This window comes from Streptomyces sp. DvalAA-43 (assembly GCF_900091725.1).
GTDB classification, from domain to species: domain Bacteria; phylum Actinomycetota; class Actinomycetes; order Streptomycetales; family Streptomycetaceae; genus Streptomyces; species Streptomyces pulveraceus.
Genome location: NZ_FMBW01000087.1, coordinates 418,851 through 435,097 on the forward strand (window position 1 = coordinate 418,851; position 16,247 = coordinate 435,097).

Annotated in this window: 12 protein-coding genes; 1 reads left to right on the top strand and 11 read right to left on the bottom strand. The window is 72.2% G+C overall.

All coding sequences use genetic code 11. The annotated features are described in order from the left end of the window. Positions 1-10: 10 nt before the first annotated feature. The 7 genes from GA0115234_RS36675 to GA0115234_RS36705 are packed head-to-tail and all read right to left on the bottom strand — an operon-like array spanning position 11 to position 9,432. The gene (locus GA0115234_RS36675) at positions 11-1,378 is read right to left on the bottom strand and encodes an FAD-binding oxidoreductase (protein WP_093550335.1); all 1,368 of its coding nucleotides are present in this window, start codon (positions 1,376-1,378) and stop codon (positions 11-13) included. Beyond that, entirely contained in the window at positions 1,375-2,703 is a 1,329-nt protein-coding gene (locus GA0115234_RS36680) for an ATP-grasp domain-containing protein (protein ID WP_093550337.1), read from the bottom strand. The genes GA0115234_RS36675 and GA0115234_RS36680 overlap by 4 nt, the downstream gene beginning before the upstream one ends. Further along, the gene (locus GA0115234_RS36685) at positions 2,700-2,984 is read right to left on the bottom strand and encodes an acyl carrier protein (RefSeq protein WP_093550340.1); all 285 of its coding nucleotides are present in this window, start codon (positions 2,982-2,984) and stop codon (positions 2,700-2,702) included. The genes GA0115234_RS36680 and GA0115234_RS36685 overlap by 4 nt, the downstream gene beginning before the upstream one ends. Positions 2,985-3,019: 35 nt before the next feature. Beyond that, on the bottom strand, positions 3,020-4,636 hold the full coding sequence (locus tag GA0115234_RS36690; RefSeq protein ID WP_161275729.1) for a condensation domain-containing protein: 1,617 nt from the start codon (positions 4,634-4,636) through the stop codon (positions 3,020-3,022). After that, complete coding sequence (locus GA0115234_RS36695) at positions 4,629-5,963, bottom strand: phosphotransferase (RefSeq protein WP_093550344.1); 1,335 nt, start codon at positions 5,961-5,963, stop codon at positions 4,629-4,631. The genes GA0115234_RS36690 and GA0115234_RS36695 overlap by 8 nt, the downstream gene beginning before the upstream one ends. A 35-nt stretch (positions 5,964-5,998) precedes the next feature. Next, the gene (locus tag GA0115234_RS36700) at positions 5,999-7,723 is read right to left on the bottom strand and encodes an ABC transporter ATP-binding protein (RefSeq protein ID WP_093550346.1); all 1,725 of its coding nucleotides are present in this window, start codon (positions 7,721-7,723) and stop codon (positions 5,999-6,001) included. Beyond that, complete coding sequence (locus GA0115234_RS36705) at positions 7,720-9,432, bottom strand: ABC transporter ATP-binding protein (RefSeq protein ID WP_161275730.1); 1,713 nt, start codon at positions 9,430-9,432, stop codon at positions 7,720-7,722. Before GA0115234_RS36705 ends, GA0115234_RS36700 begins: the two co-directional genes overlap by 4 nt. Positions 9,433-10,002: 570 nt before the next feature. Between GA0115234_RS36705 and GA0115234_RS36710 the strand changes: the two genes are divergently transcribed. Further along, a complete protein-coding gene (locus GA0115234_RS36710; RefSeq protein WP_093550350.1) occupies positions 10,003-11,175 on the top strand; it encodes an acyl-CoA dehydrogenase family protein in 1,173 nt (390 codons plus the stop codon). 78 nt (positions 11,176-11,253) lie between these two features. Here the strand turns inward: GA0115234_RS36710 and GA0115234_RS36715 are convergent, their stop codons facing one another. The 4 genes from GA0115234_RS36715 to sbnB are packed head-to-tail and all read right to left on the bottom strand — an operon-like array spanning position 11,254 to position 16,243. After that, positions 11,254-13,014: a non-ribosomal peptide synthetase gene (locus GA0115234_RS36715; RefSeq protein ID WP_093550352.1), complete on the bottom strand. Its 1,761-nt coding sequence runs from the start codon at positions 13,012-13,014 to the stop codon at positions 11,254-11,256. Beyond that, positions 13,011-13,904: a hypothetical protein gene (locus GA0115234_RS36720; protein WP_093550354.1), complete on the bottom strand. Its 894-nt coding sequence runs from the start codon at positions 13,902-13,904 to the stop codon at positions 13,011-13,013. The genes GA0115234_RS36715 and GA0115234_RS36720 overlap by 4 nt, the downstream gene beginning before the upstream one ends. Further along, a complete protein-coding gene (gene lysA / locus GA0115234_RS36725; protein WP_093550356.1) occupies positions 13,901-15,253 on the bottom strand; it encodes a diaminopimelate decarboxylase in 1,353 nt (450 codons plus the stop codon). Before lysA ends, GA0115234_RS36720 begins: the two co-directional genes overlap by 4 nt. Before the next feature lie 3 nt (positions 15,254-15,256). Further along, positions 15,257-16,243, bottom strand: coding sequence for a 2,3-diaminopropionate biosynthesis protein SbnB (sbnB, locus tag GA0115234_RS36730; protein WP_093550490.1), 987 nt, complete (start codon positions 16,241-16,243; stop codon positions 15,257-15,259). Positions 16,244-16,247 lie beyond the last annotated feature (4 nt).

A 16,247-nucleotide genomic window follows, 5' to 3' on the forward strand; every position in this document is an offset into this window, starting at 1 on the left:
GGGTCGTCCTTCAGGCGCGAGTGGGCGAGGGGCTGATGTTGTGGTTGCCGCGGAACACATTGGTGGGATCGACCTGCGCCTTGAGGGCGGCCAGCCTGGCGTAGCGGTGGGCGCCGTAGACGTCCGCCGCGCTGCGGCCGCTGCGCTGGGTGTAGTTGACGTAGCTGCCCTCGGACCGCCATGGCCCGAGGTCCCGGATCAGACCGCCGGCCCAGCTGCGGCCGTGGTCGTCGCCGGCCGGGTCGTCCCAGGCGGCGGAGGCGGAGCAGATGAACGAGGCGTCCCGTGAGGGGAAGGCGGTGGTGTCGTCGTCGACACGTGCCACCGCGCCCCGGAAGTAGCCGAGGTCGATGGTCGAGTACGTGGTCAGGCCGTCGACGGCGTACCGGACGAGTACGTCGACGGCGTCGGACGGCAGGTCGGCGAGATAGCCGGAGGTGGTGTAGTACCGCCGGCCGGCGGGCTCGCTGCCGTCGCCCATGGACTGGAGGTCGGCGAAGGGAATGATCCGGTCGATCGAACCGGCGGGCGGGCAGTCGGCGAACAGTCCGGCGGCGGCCTCCGGGCCGCCCTCGGCGCCGAGCCACACGGTGGTGAAGGCCAGCACAGGCTCTCCGTGCAGGTGCTCGGGTATCCAGTCGGCCGCGGGCGCCCGCTTGAAGGCCCCGACCAGCTGGAGGTCGTCCGGCTGCGACGGCATGGCGTCCCGGTAGGCCCGCACCGCAGCGGCGGCCTGCTCGATCGGGTACACGGCGGAGCGGATCCAGACGTCGTCCACCGGCCGAAGGCGCAGGGTGAAGCGGGTGACGACGCCGAAGTTGCCGCCGCCGCCGCGCAGTCCCCAGAAGAGTTCCGGCTGGTTCTCCGCGGATGCCCGCACGATGCTGCCGTCGGCCAGGACGACCTCGGCGGCGATCAGATGGTCGCAGGTCAGCCCCCATTTGCGGGCCAGCCAGCCGTATCCGCCGCCGAGCGCCAGGCCGCCGAGTCCGGTCTCGGAGACCACGCCGACAGGGCAGGCCAGGCCATGCGGCAGGGTGGCGCCGTCGAGGTCCGCGAGCAGCGCACCGCCTCCGGCTACCGCCGTCCGCCCAGCCGGGTCGACGTCGACGTGCCGCATCGGGCCGAGGTCGATGAGCAGGGCGTCGTCGGCCAGGGCGAGACCGGCGACGTTGTGGCCGCCGCCGCGCACCGTCACGGCGAGGCCCTCGGCCGTGGCGTACCGCACCGCGGCGGCCACATCGGTCGCGTCGGAGCAGGGGACGATGACGGCGGGCCGTCGGTCGATCATTCCGTTCCACACCCGGCGGGCCTCGTCGTAGCCCGGATCGCCGGGCCACAGGGCAACGCGCAGGGCCTCTTGGGCCGTTCTGCTCATGTGGTCGTTCCTCCGGTCTCCGCACTGGGCTCGCCGGGGTCCCCGGCCAGTTGGTCGAGCCATGGGTCGGCGCCCAGGCCGTCGGCTTCGAACAGCCGCGCCACCCGGGTCGCCACGGTGCGCACGAGAGGGCCCGCCGCGTCCGCGTCGGGCGCGATGATGAGCACCTTGACGGCGTGGAACGCGGTGTCGGCGCGCGCGGCCCCGTGCCGGGCGACCTCGTCCACCCGCACCACGCCGGGCAGTTCCCGCACCTGGGTCCGGGTGACGGTCGCGCGGACCGGCCCGGACCGCTCCGGGAAGGGCACGTACAGGCTGATCAGCACGTCGGGCCGGGTCGGGGCGGCGACCTCGGGCCGACGGCCCAGTGCCAGGTCGAACGCGGCCCGGACCAGGCCGGAGCCGCCCATCATGCCGATCATCCCGGCCACTTCGCCGCCGAGCCGGCCGTTGACCTCGATGACCTCCACCCCGTCCTGCGACACCCGCAGTTCGGTGTGGCTCACCCGGTCCCGTACGGTCAGCGCGTCCAGCGCCGCGGAGGTGGTGGCGAGCACCGCCTCGTACACGTGCGGCGGCAGTTGTGCGGGCAGTACGTCGCCGGTCTCGCGGACCGCGTGGCGGCATGGTCCGTCGCCACCGGCCACCGCGAGCGGTGTCTTGTCGAAGACCGCCACATGTGTGTGCTCGCCCTGGTGGGTCACCGTCTCCACCGACACGTAGTCGGCCAGCCAGCGGCGGCCGGACGGATGCGCGGCCCGCTCGATCATCTGTTCGAGCACCAGTCCGGACCAGTTCTCGCGGCGGCCTGGCTCGGCCTCCAGATCGGCGGGTCCGGTCAGGAAGCTGAGGTCCGTGCTGGCGGTGCCGCGGCGGGGTTTGAGGACCGCGGGCAGCCCGACCTCCGCGGCCGCCGCCACCAGCCCCTCCGGCGAGTCGACCGGCGCCGAACGCACCGTGGAGACGCCCGCCGCGTTCAGCAGGCGCCGCTGCACCAGCTTGTCCCACGGATGGTCGACCTCGGTGGCACCGGGCAGACCCAGGTCGCGCACCGCGGCGTCGTACGCCTCCAGTTCGGCGTCGTGGAAGGTCACCAGTCCGTCCAGGCCCAGAGCGGCCAGTTCGCGCGGGACGTCGTCACCGATCACCTCGACGGTGGTCAGCGCCCGTCCGAGGCGGACCATGTCCGGTTCGGCCGCGGCGACTTCGCGGCGCACGACGAGCACGACCTCGCACCGGTCGCGTCCCGCGAGCACCAGGTCCCGCAGATTCGCCGCCGCGTGCGGCGCGTGCAGCACGCCGAGCCGCGGCAGGGTGCCGCTCACGCGGTCGTCCCCTCGGCCGTCGCGAGTCTCTCCGCGCAGGCCTCCGTCATGGCTCCCAGGGTGCCGTCGATGAACGCGACCTCGACCGGGAACAGAATGCCGAGCCGCTGCTCCACCCGGTCGATCATCGTGGCGATCAGCAGTGAGTTGCCGCCCGCCTGGAAGAAGTCGTCGTCCGGCGAGGGGTCCGTCATGTCGAGCGCCCGGCACCATTCCTCGGTGACGACGGCCGTTGCCCGGTCGACAACAGTCCTACCGACCGGTATGTGCTTGTCCTGCATGTTCTCTCCCGTGCTTCATGCTGGCCGGAACGGATTCAGCTGTCCGCCGGCTCCGTCCCGGTCCCGGTCCGCAGCACATCGACGAAGCGCCGGTGCAGGGCCGCGACGTCCGATGAGGTGAGCAGGCCGGGGCGGTAGGTCCAGAAGGCCTGCAGGCTGTCTTCCCCGGCCGCTTCCAGCCAGCAGGTCAGATCGAGCCGGGCCTGTTCGGTATCGGCCTCGCGGCCGGTCAGTTCATACCCTTCGCCGCGGTACGCGGGTCTGGCCACGTCCTGCGCGCCGAACGCCACCCGGACCTCGGGCGGGGCGGCGCCCTCCTGCCGGAACCAGGCGCGCACCTGGTCGAACGGCACGTCCTGGTGGCGCGCGACGAAGAGGGTGGCGTCCCGGACCCGGGCCAGTACGTCGGCGAAGGGTTCCGGGCCGCTCGTCCGGACCCGGATCGGCAGCACATTGACGAAGCAGCCGATCGCGTCCTGCGCCTCGGGGGTGGTGCGCCCGCTGAAGGCGGCGCCCACGGCCAGGTCGTCGGTGCCGGTCAGGTCGGCCAGCGCGACGGCGAAGGCGGCCAGCCCGACCATGTGCAGCGTGGCGCCGTGCCGGAGCGCGAGTCGGCGTACGGCACGGGCGAGATGCCCGTCGACCTGCTCCCGGCGCTGCGCGCCGACGCCCTCGGCGGCGCCCTCCACGGTGCCGGACGGCTCCGTACGGGGGAACGGGCCGGGGACGGGCAGCCCGCTCAGGCTCCCGGCGAGCTCCGCGACCGCGCGCCGTCCCTCGGGGCCGGCCAGCCACGCGTGCTGCCGTGCTCCGGACACACCGGGGCCGGGCACCGGGGTGAGGTCCGCGGCCCTGCCGTCGGCGCGGGCGGCGCAGCACTCGCCGAGCTCCCGGACCAGCAGCTCCAGCGACCGGGCGTCGAAGACGGCGTGGTGCACCGTGAGGAGCAGGGCGGCCGCGCGATCGCCGTCGGCGACCAGCCGGGCCCGGAACAAGGGGACCCTGCCGAGCTCGATGGGCTGTTCGGCGTCCTCGGCGGCCAGCTCGCGCAGCCACTCCGGACCGGGCGGCCCCGCTTCGGTCACCCGGGTCACCGGGACGCGCACCGATGCCTCGACCCGTCGTTCCGGCTCCGTGCCCACCAGGGGGAAGGCCGTCCGCAGCGCCTCGTGCCGGGTGATCACATCGCCCAGGGCGGCCTCCAGCAGGTCCGCGGCGAGATCGCCCCGCACCCGCACCACCACGCTGATCAGGTACGCGGTCGCCTGCGGTGCGAGCTCCGCCGCGAGCCACACGGCCCGCTCCGCGGCGGTGAGCGCCCCGCCGTCGGCCGCCACCGCCGTTTCGGCGCTCCGGGGGCGGCGCGGCAGCAGTCGCAGATGGGCGACGAGCGCGCCCAGCCGGGTCTGCTGGAAGAGGTCGTCGAGGGTGACGTCGATACCGAGCTCGTCCTGGATCCGGGCGGCGGCCCAGGTCGCCAGGAGCGAGTCGCCGCCCAGCTCGAAGAAGTCGTCGTCGTTTGTGGCCTCGGCGCCGAGCAGATCGCGCCAGATCCGGGCCACCGCTGTCGTCAGCTCCGCCTCGTCGCGCCGCCGGCGCTCGGCGCCACCGGCGCGGCGGCGCACCACCGAGGTCTTCCCTGTTTCAGTCAACGAAGGCCAGCAATCTGCGCAGGTTCGCCGCGACCGCGTGCCGGAACCCGTCGTGGCGCTCCGGCGCGGGCACCGGCACCACGCAGTCCCGCCAGGACCAGGCACGCCAGACGATCGCCGCCTGCTCCCCCAGCGGACAGGCGTCGTCGAGCCGGTCCCGCGACACGTACGGCGTCCACCGGTCCAGGTACGCGTCGACCAGTGCCTGCCGGACCCGCTCGCCGTCGGCGATGTCGTTCTGCTCGAACTCCCGCAGGACCGTGGTCATCCCGCACAGGGGGTGACCGATGCCCGTCTCGGCCCAGTCGAAGAAGATGTCCCCCTGCGGCCGGAACGAGACGTTGCCGTGCCAGAAGTCGATGTTGACCAGCACGTCCGGGAGTCCGGTCGCGGCCAGCTCGGCACAGCGGCGGGCGAACTCCGGCCGGAACCCCAGCAGTCGGCGGTGTTCCTCGGCGGTCAGCCCCCACTCCTGTCCGAGACCGAGACGCTCCGGCTCGTCGAGCATCCGCTCGAACAGGCCGGGCAGCACGGCGGGTCGGCGGTCCGGGACGCCCAACTCGACGAGTTCGGAGATCCGTTCGGTCGTGGCGCGCTGCATCTCCGCGTACCGCTGGACGGACGAGCGGTACCGGGGCACGTCCTCGGCGGCCGTCACGTCCTCGATGTAGGTGCAGGCGCCGATGTCCGCGGAGAGCAGCCAGCCGCGTTCCGCTTCCACGGCGAGCACCGGGACGATGTTGTCGGGGAACCAGCTGCCGAGCCGCTCGGTCAGGACCGCCTCGTGCGGGAAACCCGGCGGAGCGGCCTTCAGGAAGACGTGGCCCCGGTCGGTCGGAGCGCGCAGGGTGCACGCCCAGGGCGAGACGAGGAACTGTTCGACCGGACCGGTGAGGGCGGACCCGTTGTCGCGCAGCCGGTCGGCGAGCCAGCCGGTCGCCTCGGCGTACCAGCCGGGGCGGGTCCACGGCACGTCGGGAAGCGCGTGGTCGCCGCTGAACCAGCCCTCGGTCAACGCCCGGTCCGCCGGATCGAGGCCGGCCCGCGCCTCGTTGTCGGAGGCGCTCAGCCAGCGCGTGGACCCGGGGGCGGCCGACGGCTCCGCGCACCACTGGTGCGCGTAGACCGGGCCGCTCCCGGTGTCGACCAGGGTGCCGAGGCGGACGGTGTCCTCGCCCCAGCGCTCCCGCAGGACGGCGCGTATGCGCTCCGGCCCTCCGGCGGGGTGGCGCGGCAGCGACCACCGTCCGCCGTCCTCGTGCACCAGAACGCGTTTCCCCTCGTCGGCCGTGACGATGGTGCGCGCCTCGGTCTCAGTCCCCGTCACGATGTGATCCCCTCACCCGGTGCGGCCATCGCCGCCTACTGTCGCTCACCAGCGGCGCCGGCCCACAAGTGGCGCATTTCGGCACTTGATTCGAGCAGCTCGGTGAGCGTGCCGACCGCCTCCACCTCGCCGTCCTTCAGTACGACGATGCGGTCGGCGCGCTCGAACGCGGCCCGGCGGTGCGAGACGGCCAGGCAGCTGCGCCGGGCCCCCTGGTCCAGCAGCCGGTGCCACAACTCCCGTTCGGTGCCGACGTCCAGCGCGCTCGAAATGTCGTCGAAGACCAGCAGCTCGGGATCCCGGACGAGCATCCGGGCGGCGGCGACGCGCTGCACCTGACCGCCGGAGAGCTTGGTCCCCCGGGGGCCGACCATCGTGTCGAGACCGTCCTCCAGGGTGGCCAGGTCGGCGTCGAAGACCGAGGTGGTGAGGGCCCGGACCACCGTGTCCTCGTCCGCCTCATGGCCGACCAGGACATTGGTACGCACCGAGTCGCTGGTCAGCCGCGGGACCTGGGAGGTGTACGCGGCCAGCGGCGGTACGAGCTCGTGGACCTCCTGCTCGTTCCAGCGCACCTCCCCGCTCTCCCGGGGCAGCAGTCCGAGGACGGCGCGCAGCAGCGTGGACTTCCCCGCGCCCACCCGGCCGGTGACCACGACGAACTCACCGGCGGCGATGTCGAAGCTGATGTCCGTGACCCCGTGGCCGGACTCCGGGTGCCGGTAGGCCAGTCCGCGTATCCGCAGGGTGTCCAGCGCGGTGCGCGGCGGGGCCGTCGGAGCGGGCTCGGGCTCGGGCAGGCCGGTCACCGCGCCGGGCACTGCGTCCTCGATCCGCTGGAGCGAGGCGCCGGACTGCATCACCAGGGCGAGGTTCTGGCTGAACAGCGAGGTGAAGTCGGTCACCCAGCCGACGTAGACGATGAACAGCGCGAGGTCGCCGACGCGCATGGTGCCGTCGTGCAGGTGCGTGGCCGCCAGCACGAGCACCAGCCCGGTGCCGATCGCGGTGGTGTTGTTCCAGACCGCGCCGAGGAAGACATCGGTGAACAGGCGGCTCTGCACGGTGCGCTTGCGGCGGATCTCGTTGAGGCGGGTGAACCGGGCGAGCACATGCGGCTTCGCACCGGCCAGCTGGATCGCCTGGATGCTGTTGAAGACGTCGCCGAGGAAGGCGCTGACGTCACCGGCCGCTTCCCGGCCCTGCCGGTGGTACTGCTTGATCTTCTTGCTGGCGGTGTTGATCAGGAATCCGGCGATGACCAGCGGTACGCAGACCACCGCGGTGATCAGCGGATCGACGGTGACCATGACGGCGATGGCGATCAGCGCCTGGACGGCCGCCCCGATCACCATGAGCGTGTAGACGACGGTGCTGGACACGGTGGCGGTGTCGTCGGTGAGCCGGGACACCACGTCGCCGGTGGGGTGCTTCAGCCGTACGGCGCCCGGCTTGGCCAGCACCCGGGCGAAGCCGCCGCGCATCAGCAGTCCGATCCCGGCGGCCTCGCAGATCCCGTCGTACGCCACGCACACCAGCAGCGAGGCGACCCGGGCCAGTGCGGCGCCCACCAGGATCGCGATCAGCACCCAGAAGCCGGTGGACAGGCTCCCGCCGTCGCTCAGCCGGTTCAGGATCTCCCGGATCACGAGGCCGGGCACCAACGGGAACACACTGCGCAGCAGTTGCATCAGCAGGTCGAGCGCGAAGGCGCCCGGTGCGTACCGGGCGATCTGCCGGAAGACGCGGAACGTGTTCATGCCGCACCCGCCAGAAGAGCCGAGAACCGGGAACCCTCGGTGCCGGCCAGCTCGCCGCGCGCACCGAACTCGACGACCTCTCCGGCGTCCAGCACCGCTATGTGGTCCAACTGCCCGACGGTGTCCAGGTGGTGCGCGATGACGATCGCGGTGCGCCCCTGGAGCAGCTTGCGTACGGCGGCGCCCACGGTCCGCTCGGTCGCCGGGTCCAGCCGGGAGGAGGCCTCGTCCAGCAGGACGACGTCGGGATCGCGCAGGAATACCCTGGCGAAGGTGAGGAGTTGGGCCTGCCCGGCGGAGAGCGCTCCGTCGCTGATCACCGTGTCCAGCCCCTCCGGGAGCGCTTCCAGCCACTCCCCCATGCCCAGGGCCGACATCGCTTCCTCGATCCGCTCGTCACGGACGCCCGGGTCGAAGAGCGTGATGTTGTCCCGGACGGAGGCGTGCAGTACGTGGACGTCCTGGGTCACCACGCCGACGCGGGACCGCAGTTCGGCGAGGGGCACCGTACGGATGTCCACGCCTCCCAGCCGCACCGTGCCCTGCCGGGGGTCCATGCCCCGGTAGAGCAGGCGGCCGATCGTGGTCTTGCCGCTGCCGGTCCGGCCGAGCAGCCCCAGTGACTCGCCGGCGGGCAGCTGGAAGCCGACTCCGCGCAGGGTGGGGCGGCCGTCGGCATAGGCGAAGTCCACCTCGTCGAAGGCGAGCGAGAGCCGGCCCTCCGGGAGCGTGCCCCGGCCGGTGTCCTGAACCGCCGACTGCCGGTCGGAGAGTTCGGCGATCCGGTCCATCCCGGCCATCGCGGTCTGCAGGCCGTCGATGCGGTTGGAGATCCGGAACAGGGTGAGGCTGAGGAGGCTGGCGTAGAAGTAGCTCACATAGACCGTACCGAGCGTGATGCCCCCGCCGCGCAGCAGCAGGGCGCTGGCGACCAGGATGGCCGCGGTGGCGGCGGAGACGCTGAGCTCCAGGGCGCTGGACGAGGCCCGGAAGGCGACGCTCTCCGACCGCATGGTGCGCCGCAGGCGCTCCAGCAGGGCGTCGAGCCGTCCCCGGGTCCAGGCGTCACTGCCGTTGGCCTTGATGTCCTCGGTGCCCAGGATGCGTTCTTCCAGGAAGCCGCCGATGTCGGCGTTGTCCTGCCGCAGCCGGTGGAAGTACGGCGAGGCCACGCGCTGGGTGCGGCGCAGCACCGGGATCACCACGAGGGAGAAGACCAGGAGGATCAGGCCCAGGCGCCAGTCCACGCCGAAGCTGACCCCCAGGATGCCCAGCGAGAGCAGCAGGTTGGCGAAGATCTGGAAGGTGAACGTGGAGAAGAACTGGGCCAGGGTGGCCACATCGCCGTCGACCCGCTTGATCAGCTCGCCGGGGGTCTTCTCCTTGTGGAAGCCCAGGTCGAGATCGAGGCAGTGGTCGGTGAGATCCATCCGCATCCGGTTGGTCGCCCGCCAGCCGAGGTCCTCGGCGAAGTACCCGGCGACCGACACGACGAGCTGGTTGACGATGGTCAGCGCGATGAAGACCAGGGCGATCCGCACCAGTGTGTCGACGTCGGCGCCGTCCTTCGCCCGGTCGATGAAGCGGCCCAGCAACTGCGGGTTCCACAGCGACAGTCCGACCTCTGCGAACAGGAGCAGGAGCAGGAACAGGGCCGTCCGCCAGTTCGGCGCCAGGTAGGACAGGAACAGGTGGAGCCGCTTCCTCATTCGCCCACCGGCCGGTCGGGCACACCCGGCACGCGCCGGACGGCTCCTCGATCGTTCACCACTGCACTCCCTCGCGAGTGAAACCCTTGCCCCGGCTCGACGGAACAGTCCGGCACCAGAAGCCGGCCCGGTCGCCGCACGGGCGCGGAGAGCCGCAGTCCGGAGTAACGGGCAAGCAACTGAAAACCGCTCGCCATGATTGGACCCACGCCATAGAAACAGCCGCGTCATTCGCCTGTCAACCATTCAAATGGCCGCGCGCTCCTACCTGTTAGGGCCTCAACCATTCCGTCACTCGTTGCGGGTGCTTCGCCCGGAATGGCCGCGGCCACTGGATTTTTCGGCGTCACCGCTCCGGACAAGGCGAGGGAAGGCATGATGACGGAGTCATCGCGACCGACGACAACACCGGGAGCGGAAGGCATCGGACACCGGTACGACGCTGACAATTGTGGGCGAGGTCGTTAGCCTCGGTCATTCCGCGGTCCGTGGGCCATCCCGCGACGGACCGCCCGATGCTTCGTGGCCCGTCGAGCGCCGCGACACGCAAGCCGCCTGGAGGACTCGCACATGACTAGCGCAGCCGCCCCCGCCACAGCCGCCGAGGCCCTCGAACGCGTCGACGCCCTGCGCGACACCCTGCTCGCCGGTGGCGAGGCGGCCGACCGGACGGCGGGTTTCCCGGACAAGGGAGTCGACGCGCTGAAGGCGGCCGGACTGCTCTCCGCCGCCATCCCGGCCGAGTACGGCGGGTCCGGGCTGGCGGCCCCCGCGCTGGCGGAGCTGGCGGCACGGATCGGCCGGTGCTGCGGCTCGACCGGCATGATCTGGGCCATGCACCAGCTCCAACTGGCCTGCCTGGTACCGAGCGCGGCGGCCCAGCCGGAACTCGCGGACTATCTGCGTACGGCCGCCGCGGAGCAGCACCTGGTCGCCTCCGTCACCTCCGAGGCCGGCATCGGCGGCAACCTCCGGATGAGCAAGGCGGCCCTGGTCCAGGTCGGCGAGGAGTACCTGGTGGAGAAGCACGCCACCACGGTCTCCTACGGGGAGCAGGCGGACAGCCTGCTGGTCACCGCCCGGCGCGACGACCGGGCGGCCGCCGACGACCAGGTCCTCGTGCTGGTGCGGGCGGAGCAGGCGCGGCTGCGCCGCACCGGCCCGTGGAACACACTGGGCATGCGCGGCACCTGCAGTTCTCCGCAGCACCTCCAGGCGGTCGTGCCGCGCGGCCAGGTGCTGGCCGAGCCGTTCGGCGCGATCGCCGGACGTGTCATGGTGCCGCTCTCGCACATCCTCTGGGCGGCCGTCTGGACCGGGATAGCGACCGACGCCTTCCGTCGTGCCGTGCGGTTCTCGCAGACGAAGGCGAAGGCCACCCGGCGCGGCAGCACGTTCGCCCCGGACCCGCGTCTGGGGCGCATGCACGCCGTGCTGACGATGCTGCGGGCACACGTGCAGGAGCTCGCGGCGGAGTTCGCCGAGAGCCGGGCGTCCGGGGGCTCGCCCCGGGACCTCACCGTGCCCGCCAACGCGCTGAAGGTGTCCGCCTCGGAGGAATCGGTCCGGGTGGCGGTGCTGGCGCTGGAGGTCTGCGGCATGGCGGGGTACTCGGAGGAGGGCGAGTTCTCGGTGGCCCGCCACTTGCGCGACCTCTACTCGGGAAGGATCATGATCGCCAATGACAAGCTCACCGCGGTCAACACCGAACTGCTCCTGACCGGCGAGGACTTCCTCGACTGAACCGGACACCCGGGCGGGAGCCGCATCGGCTCCCGCCCCGCGCGACGGCCCCGGGGCCTTCGCCCGGACCGGACCGGTTCACTCGGCTCCGGGTGAGCCCGCGGCCCTGATCGTGGCGGCCAGCTCGGCCGCACAGGAATTCCGCATAATCTCCGCGTTCCCAATTTTCACGCCGAATCGGCGCTCCACCTTCAGCTGCATGCGAAAGGCAAGGAGCGAGTTTCCGCCGAGGGCGAAGAAATCATCGGAACGATTGATTCCTGTGACCCCCAGCAGCTCCTCCCAGAGCAGGATGACAAATTCCTCCTCGGCGCTCCCGGGCACCGCATCCGTCCCGGGCCCGGCACTTCCCGCGGCCAATTCGTCGAGGAGCCCGGAAACATTCCGCTTGCCGTGCTGGTCGGCCGGAATTCGGTCGACCAGGCGGACGTCGGCGGGCACCAGGAAGTGCGGAAGGTTCTGCTCGGCCGCGGTCCGCAGTCCCTGCCGGGTCGCCCCGCCCCCGGCGACCAGGAAGGCGACCAGACGCCGGTCGACACCGTCCCCGACCGGGGCCACCACGGCGTCCTGGACCTCGGGAAGGCCGAGGAAGAACCGTTCGATCTCCCCGGGTTCGACCCGGTACCCACGGACCTTGACCTGCCGGTCGGCCCGACCCAGGAAGTCGATGACGCCGTCGTCGCCGACCCGGACGAGATCGCCGGTCCGGTAGAAGCGGGGGGCGCCCTGCGGCCCGTCCGGTTCCGTGAAGCGTTCCGCGGTCAGATCGGGGCGGCCGAGGTAGCCGCGGGCCACCTGCGGGCCGCCGATGAACAGTTCGCCGGTGCTCCCGGAGGGGACCGGCGCCCCCTCGGGGTCGCGCACCTCGGCCACGACCCCGTCGAGCGGCCGGCCGATCGGGACGGCCCGTCGCCGGGTGTCCTCCAGGGTGATCCGGTGCGCGACGCACGCCGTGGTGCACTCGGCCGGTCCGTAGAGGTTGTACAGATCCCCCTGGAAGCCCGCTTCCAGGATGACCCGGCAGACCGCCGGTGCGATCACGTCGCCCGCCACATGGAGCAGGCGCAGCGCGGCGAACGCGTCCGGCTGCTCGTCGGCGACGTGTCCGGCGACCATGGTCGGGACGAGCATCGCGGTGATGCCCAGCCTTCGTATCTCGGTGTCGAAGCCCGCGGCCAGCAGGTCCGGCACCAGCGGGAGCACGGTCACCTCGGCACCGGCCGCGAAGCCGCTCCACATCTCCCAGTGGAAGAGGTCGAAGGAGAGGCTGGAGACCTGGCCAATCCGGTCCTGCTCGGTCAGCCGGGGCAGCGCCGGGTTGCGGGCGAACGCCACCACGTTGCCGTGTTCCAGCACGATGCCCTTGGGGGTGCCGGTGGAGCCGGAGGTGAACAGGACGCTCGCGGCGTCCTGTGCGCGCGGCGACGGCAGCGGGCCCGTGTCCGGCTCCGTGCCGGACAGCGGCACGGACAGCACCCGGACCGCTTCGCCGTCCAGCCGGTCCGCCCAGTCCGGTTCGGTGATCACCACACGGACACCGCTCAGCCGCAGCATCAGATCGCGCCGCGCGTCCGGGTAGCGGCTGTCGATCGCGACGTACGCGGCCCCGGCCCGCACCACCGCGAGCAGGACGACGAAGATGTCCGCCGACCGCTGGAGGTAGACGCCCACCAGGTCACCGCGGCCGATCCCGAGCCCGCGGAGCCGCCGGGCCAGCTCCTGGGACCGTGCCGCCAGTTCCCGGTAGGTCAGCGCCTCCTTCTCGTCGCGCACCGCGATCCGGTCCGGATGCCGCGCCACGGTCTCGTCGAAGAGTTCGGTCAGCGTCTGCGCCGTCATGTCGCGGCCCCTCCTGTGGACGTGCTGAGCACCAGCTCCTGGCCGCCGTCGGCGAGTTCCAGCCGTGCGACCACCCGGCCCAGCTCCCCGGTGGTCGCGACATGGGTGCCGCCGCACAGCGCCGTGACCGGGCCCTGGCCCACCTCGCAGCTGAAGCGCCGCACGTCCGCGATGCTCGGTCCTTCGGTACGCACCAGCACCGGCACATCCGCGGCGACCCACTCCGCCAGCAGCCCGTTCACCTGGGCCTCCAGGTCACCGAGCGCCTCGGCCAGGCCGTCCGCCGTGAAGCCCTTGCGCCGCAGGGACTTGCCCATCCGGTAGCGGTCGACGCTGTGGTGGAGGCCGATCCGCGAGCTCACGATGGCGATCTTGTCGAAGTCGGGGGCGCCCAGCGAGTCGAGCCCGGCCTCCTTGCGCCACCGGTCCCGCAGGGCGGCGTTGAGCGCCGGCCCGACCAGCTCGCAGCCGGTGTGCCCGGCGGACAGACCGGCCCGCCGCTCCGGGTCGACCGACAACCGCACCTCGCGCCCGAGCAGGGCCCGCGGATCGTCGGCGACGACGTGCAGCACGTGCCAGGACCAGTCCGGGTCGCCGCGGCGGACCGGAATGTCCCCGGCCACCCGGACCTCGCCGGTGGACCGGTGCGCGGCGGCGATCACACTGTCCAGCACCTCGAAGGCGCGGCCGCCGCCCTCCACCGTCCCCTGGTCCCCCGGCTGGTCCGGCCAGGTGTGGTCCTCCGGATGGAACGGGGTGGCGTCGCAGATCAGCCCGTACCGGTCGGTCAGCGCCACTGCGTGCCGCACGGTCGCGACGGCGTCGAGCGCGCCGGACGGGAAGGACACCAGGGTGGAGTCGTTCAGGAAAGGCGTGGTGGGCTCGGTCATTCCACTTCCAGGGCGAGCAGGTCGTCGTACGTTTCACGGCGCAGCCACAGCCGTGCGCCGCCGTCCCGGACGGCGACCACGGGCGGGCGTGGTGTGTGGTTGAAGTTGTTCGCCAGACTCCGGCAGTAGGCGCCGGTGTTCGGCACGGCGAGCAGATCGCCCACCCGTATGTCGGCGGGCAGGTGGTCGTCGCGCACCACGACGTCCCCGGCGTCGCAGTGCAGGCCGACCACCCGCGAGAGCATCGGTCCCGCATCGGAGCGCCGGCCGGCCAGCACGCCCGTGTAGAGGCCGTCGTAGAGGGCCGGGCGGATGTTGTCGCTCATCCCGCCGTCGACGGAGACGAAGGTGCGCAGACCGGTGACGGCCTTGACGGTGCCGACGCGGTACACCGTGATTCCCGAGCGGCCCACGAGGGAGCGGCCCGGCTCGATCGCCAGCCGGGGCGGTTCCGTGCCCAGCTCCGCGCAGCTGCGCCGGGTGAACTCCCGCAGCCCCGAGGCGATCTCCGCGGGCGTACCGGCCCGGTGGTGGTCCAGGTAGGCGATGGCGAAACCACCGCCGAGGCTCACCTCCGGCAGGGACACTCCGTGCTCGCGGAGGAACTCCGCACGGACCTCCATGACCCGGCGCACCCCCACCTCGAAGGAGTCCAGGCCGAATATCTGCGAGCCCAGGTGCATGTGCAGGCCGACCAGTTCGAGTTCGGCCGCCCGGTGGGCCGTCTCGACCGCGGTGGAGGCGTCGCCGGTCCGCAGCGAGAACCCGAACTTCTGGTCGTCGTGGGCGGTGGCGATGTTGGCGTGGGTGTCCGCGTGCACACCGACGTTGACCCGGATGAGGACCTTCGGCCGTACCCCGGCCCCGGCCGCCAGTTCGCGCAGCAGCCGCAACTCGTCGAAGGAGTCCACCACGATCCGGCCGACCCCGTGGCGCAGGCCGGTGGCGAGCTCCTCGGCGGACTTGTTGTTGCCGTGCATCACCAGGCGCTCGGCCGGGAAGCCGGCGGAGAGCGCGATGCGCAGCTCGCCGAGGGAGCAGACGTCCAGGTGCAGTCCGAGTTCGGCGCAGATCCGGGCGACCGGCCGGCACAGGAACGCCTTCCCGGCGTAGTAGACGTCGAAGTCGTCGAAGACGGTGCGGAATTCGGTGCACCGGGCCCGGAAGTCCGCCTCGTCGAAGACGTACATCGGGGTGCCGAACTCGGCGGCGAGGTCGTCGACCCGCAGTCCGCCCAGGGTGAGGGCGCCGTCGTCGGCGCGGGCCGCGGACGTCGGCCACAGCTGCTCCGGCAGGGTGTTCAGGTCGGCGGGCTCGGTGAGCCACTCGGGCTGCGTGGAGGTCAGCACCCGTCACGCTCCATTCGGGGCGAAGAAGTCGGAGATCTCGGTGGCGGTGCCCGCCGCGACGGCCCGGTCGAGGACGAACCGGCCCACGGCGAGGTCGAGAATACCCATGCCGAAGGGGGAGAAGATCACGGGACGGTCGGCGCGGAGGGCGACGTCTCCGCGCAGTACCCCGGCGAGCGTCCCGGTCACGAACGACCGGTCGCCGAGCAGTTGTTCGGCGAGATGCGGCGAGGTGTTCTGCTTCAGACAGTGGTCCACGTCGTCGACGACGTTGTCGGCGTGCAGCAGGGTCTGCGGTTCCAGATCGCGCAGCGACACATGCAGGACCAGCTGGCCGGGCCGGAAGCGGAGGTCCGCCGGCAGGTGGGGGCGGAGCGCCGTGGTGGCGAGGACCACGAGGTCGGCGTCGCAGGCGGTGGCCAGGTCGGCGGCGCGTCCGCCGGGCAGTTCGGCCGCGAGGCGCTCGGCCGCGCCGGGGTTCAGGTCGTGGCAGTGCACCACCGGCGGTGGCGTGGTGGCGGCGGCCAGGTAGCGGCAGATCTCCCGGGCGATCACTCCGGTGCCGATGACGCCCCAGCTGCGCGGCGGGGTGTCCCGCAGGACCCGGGCCGCCAGCGCGGCGGATGCCGCGGTACGGGCGGCGCTGATCGTCGCCGACTCCAGCAGCGCCGTCGGGTAACCGGTCCGGTAGTCGTTGAGCACCAGCACCGCGGAGGCCCGGGGCAGCCCCCGGTCGTGGTTGCCGGGGAAGCTGGAGATCCACTTGATCCCGGCGGTCTCGGCCTCGCCGCCCAGGAAGGCGGGCAGCGCGATGATCCGGCTGTCCGGCTTCTCCGGGAACCGCAGGAAGTAGCTGTCCGGGTTGACCGTCTGCCCGTCGTCGTGCAGGAGGTACGCCTCGCGCACCCGGTCGATCACGTCCTGCTCGGCACCGGCCAGCGCCGCGCGTACGGCGGGTCCGCCGACCACCGAGAAAGTCGTCGTAGTCATGTTC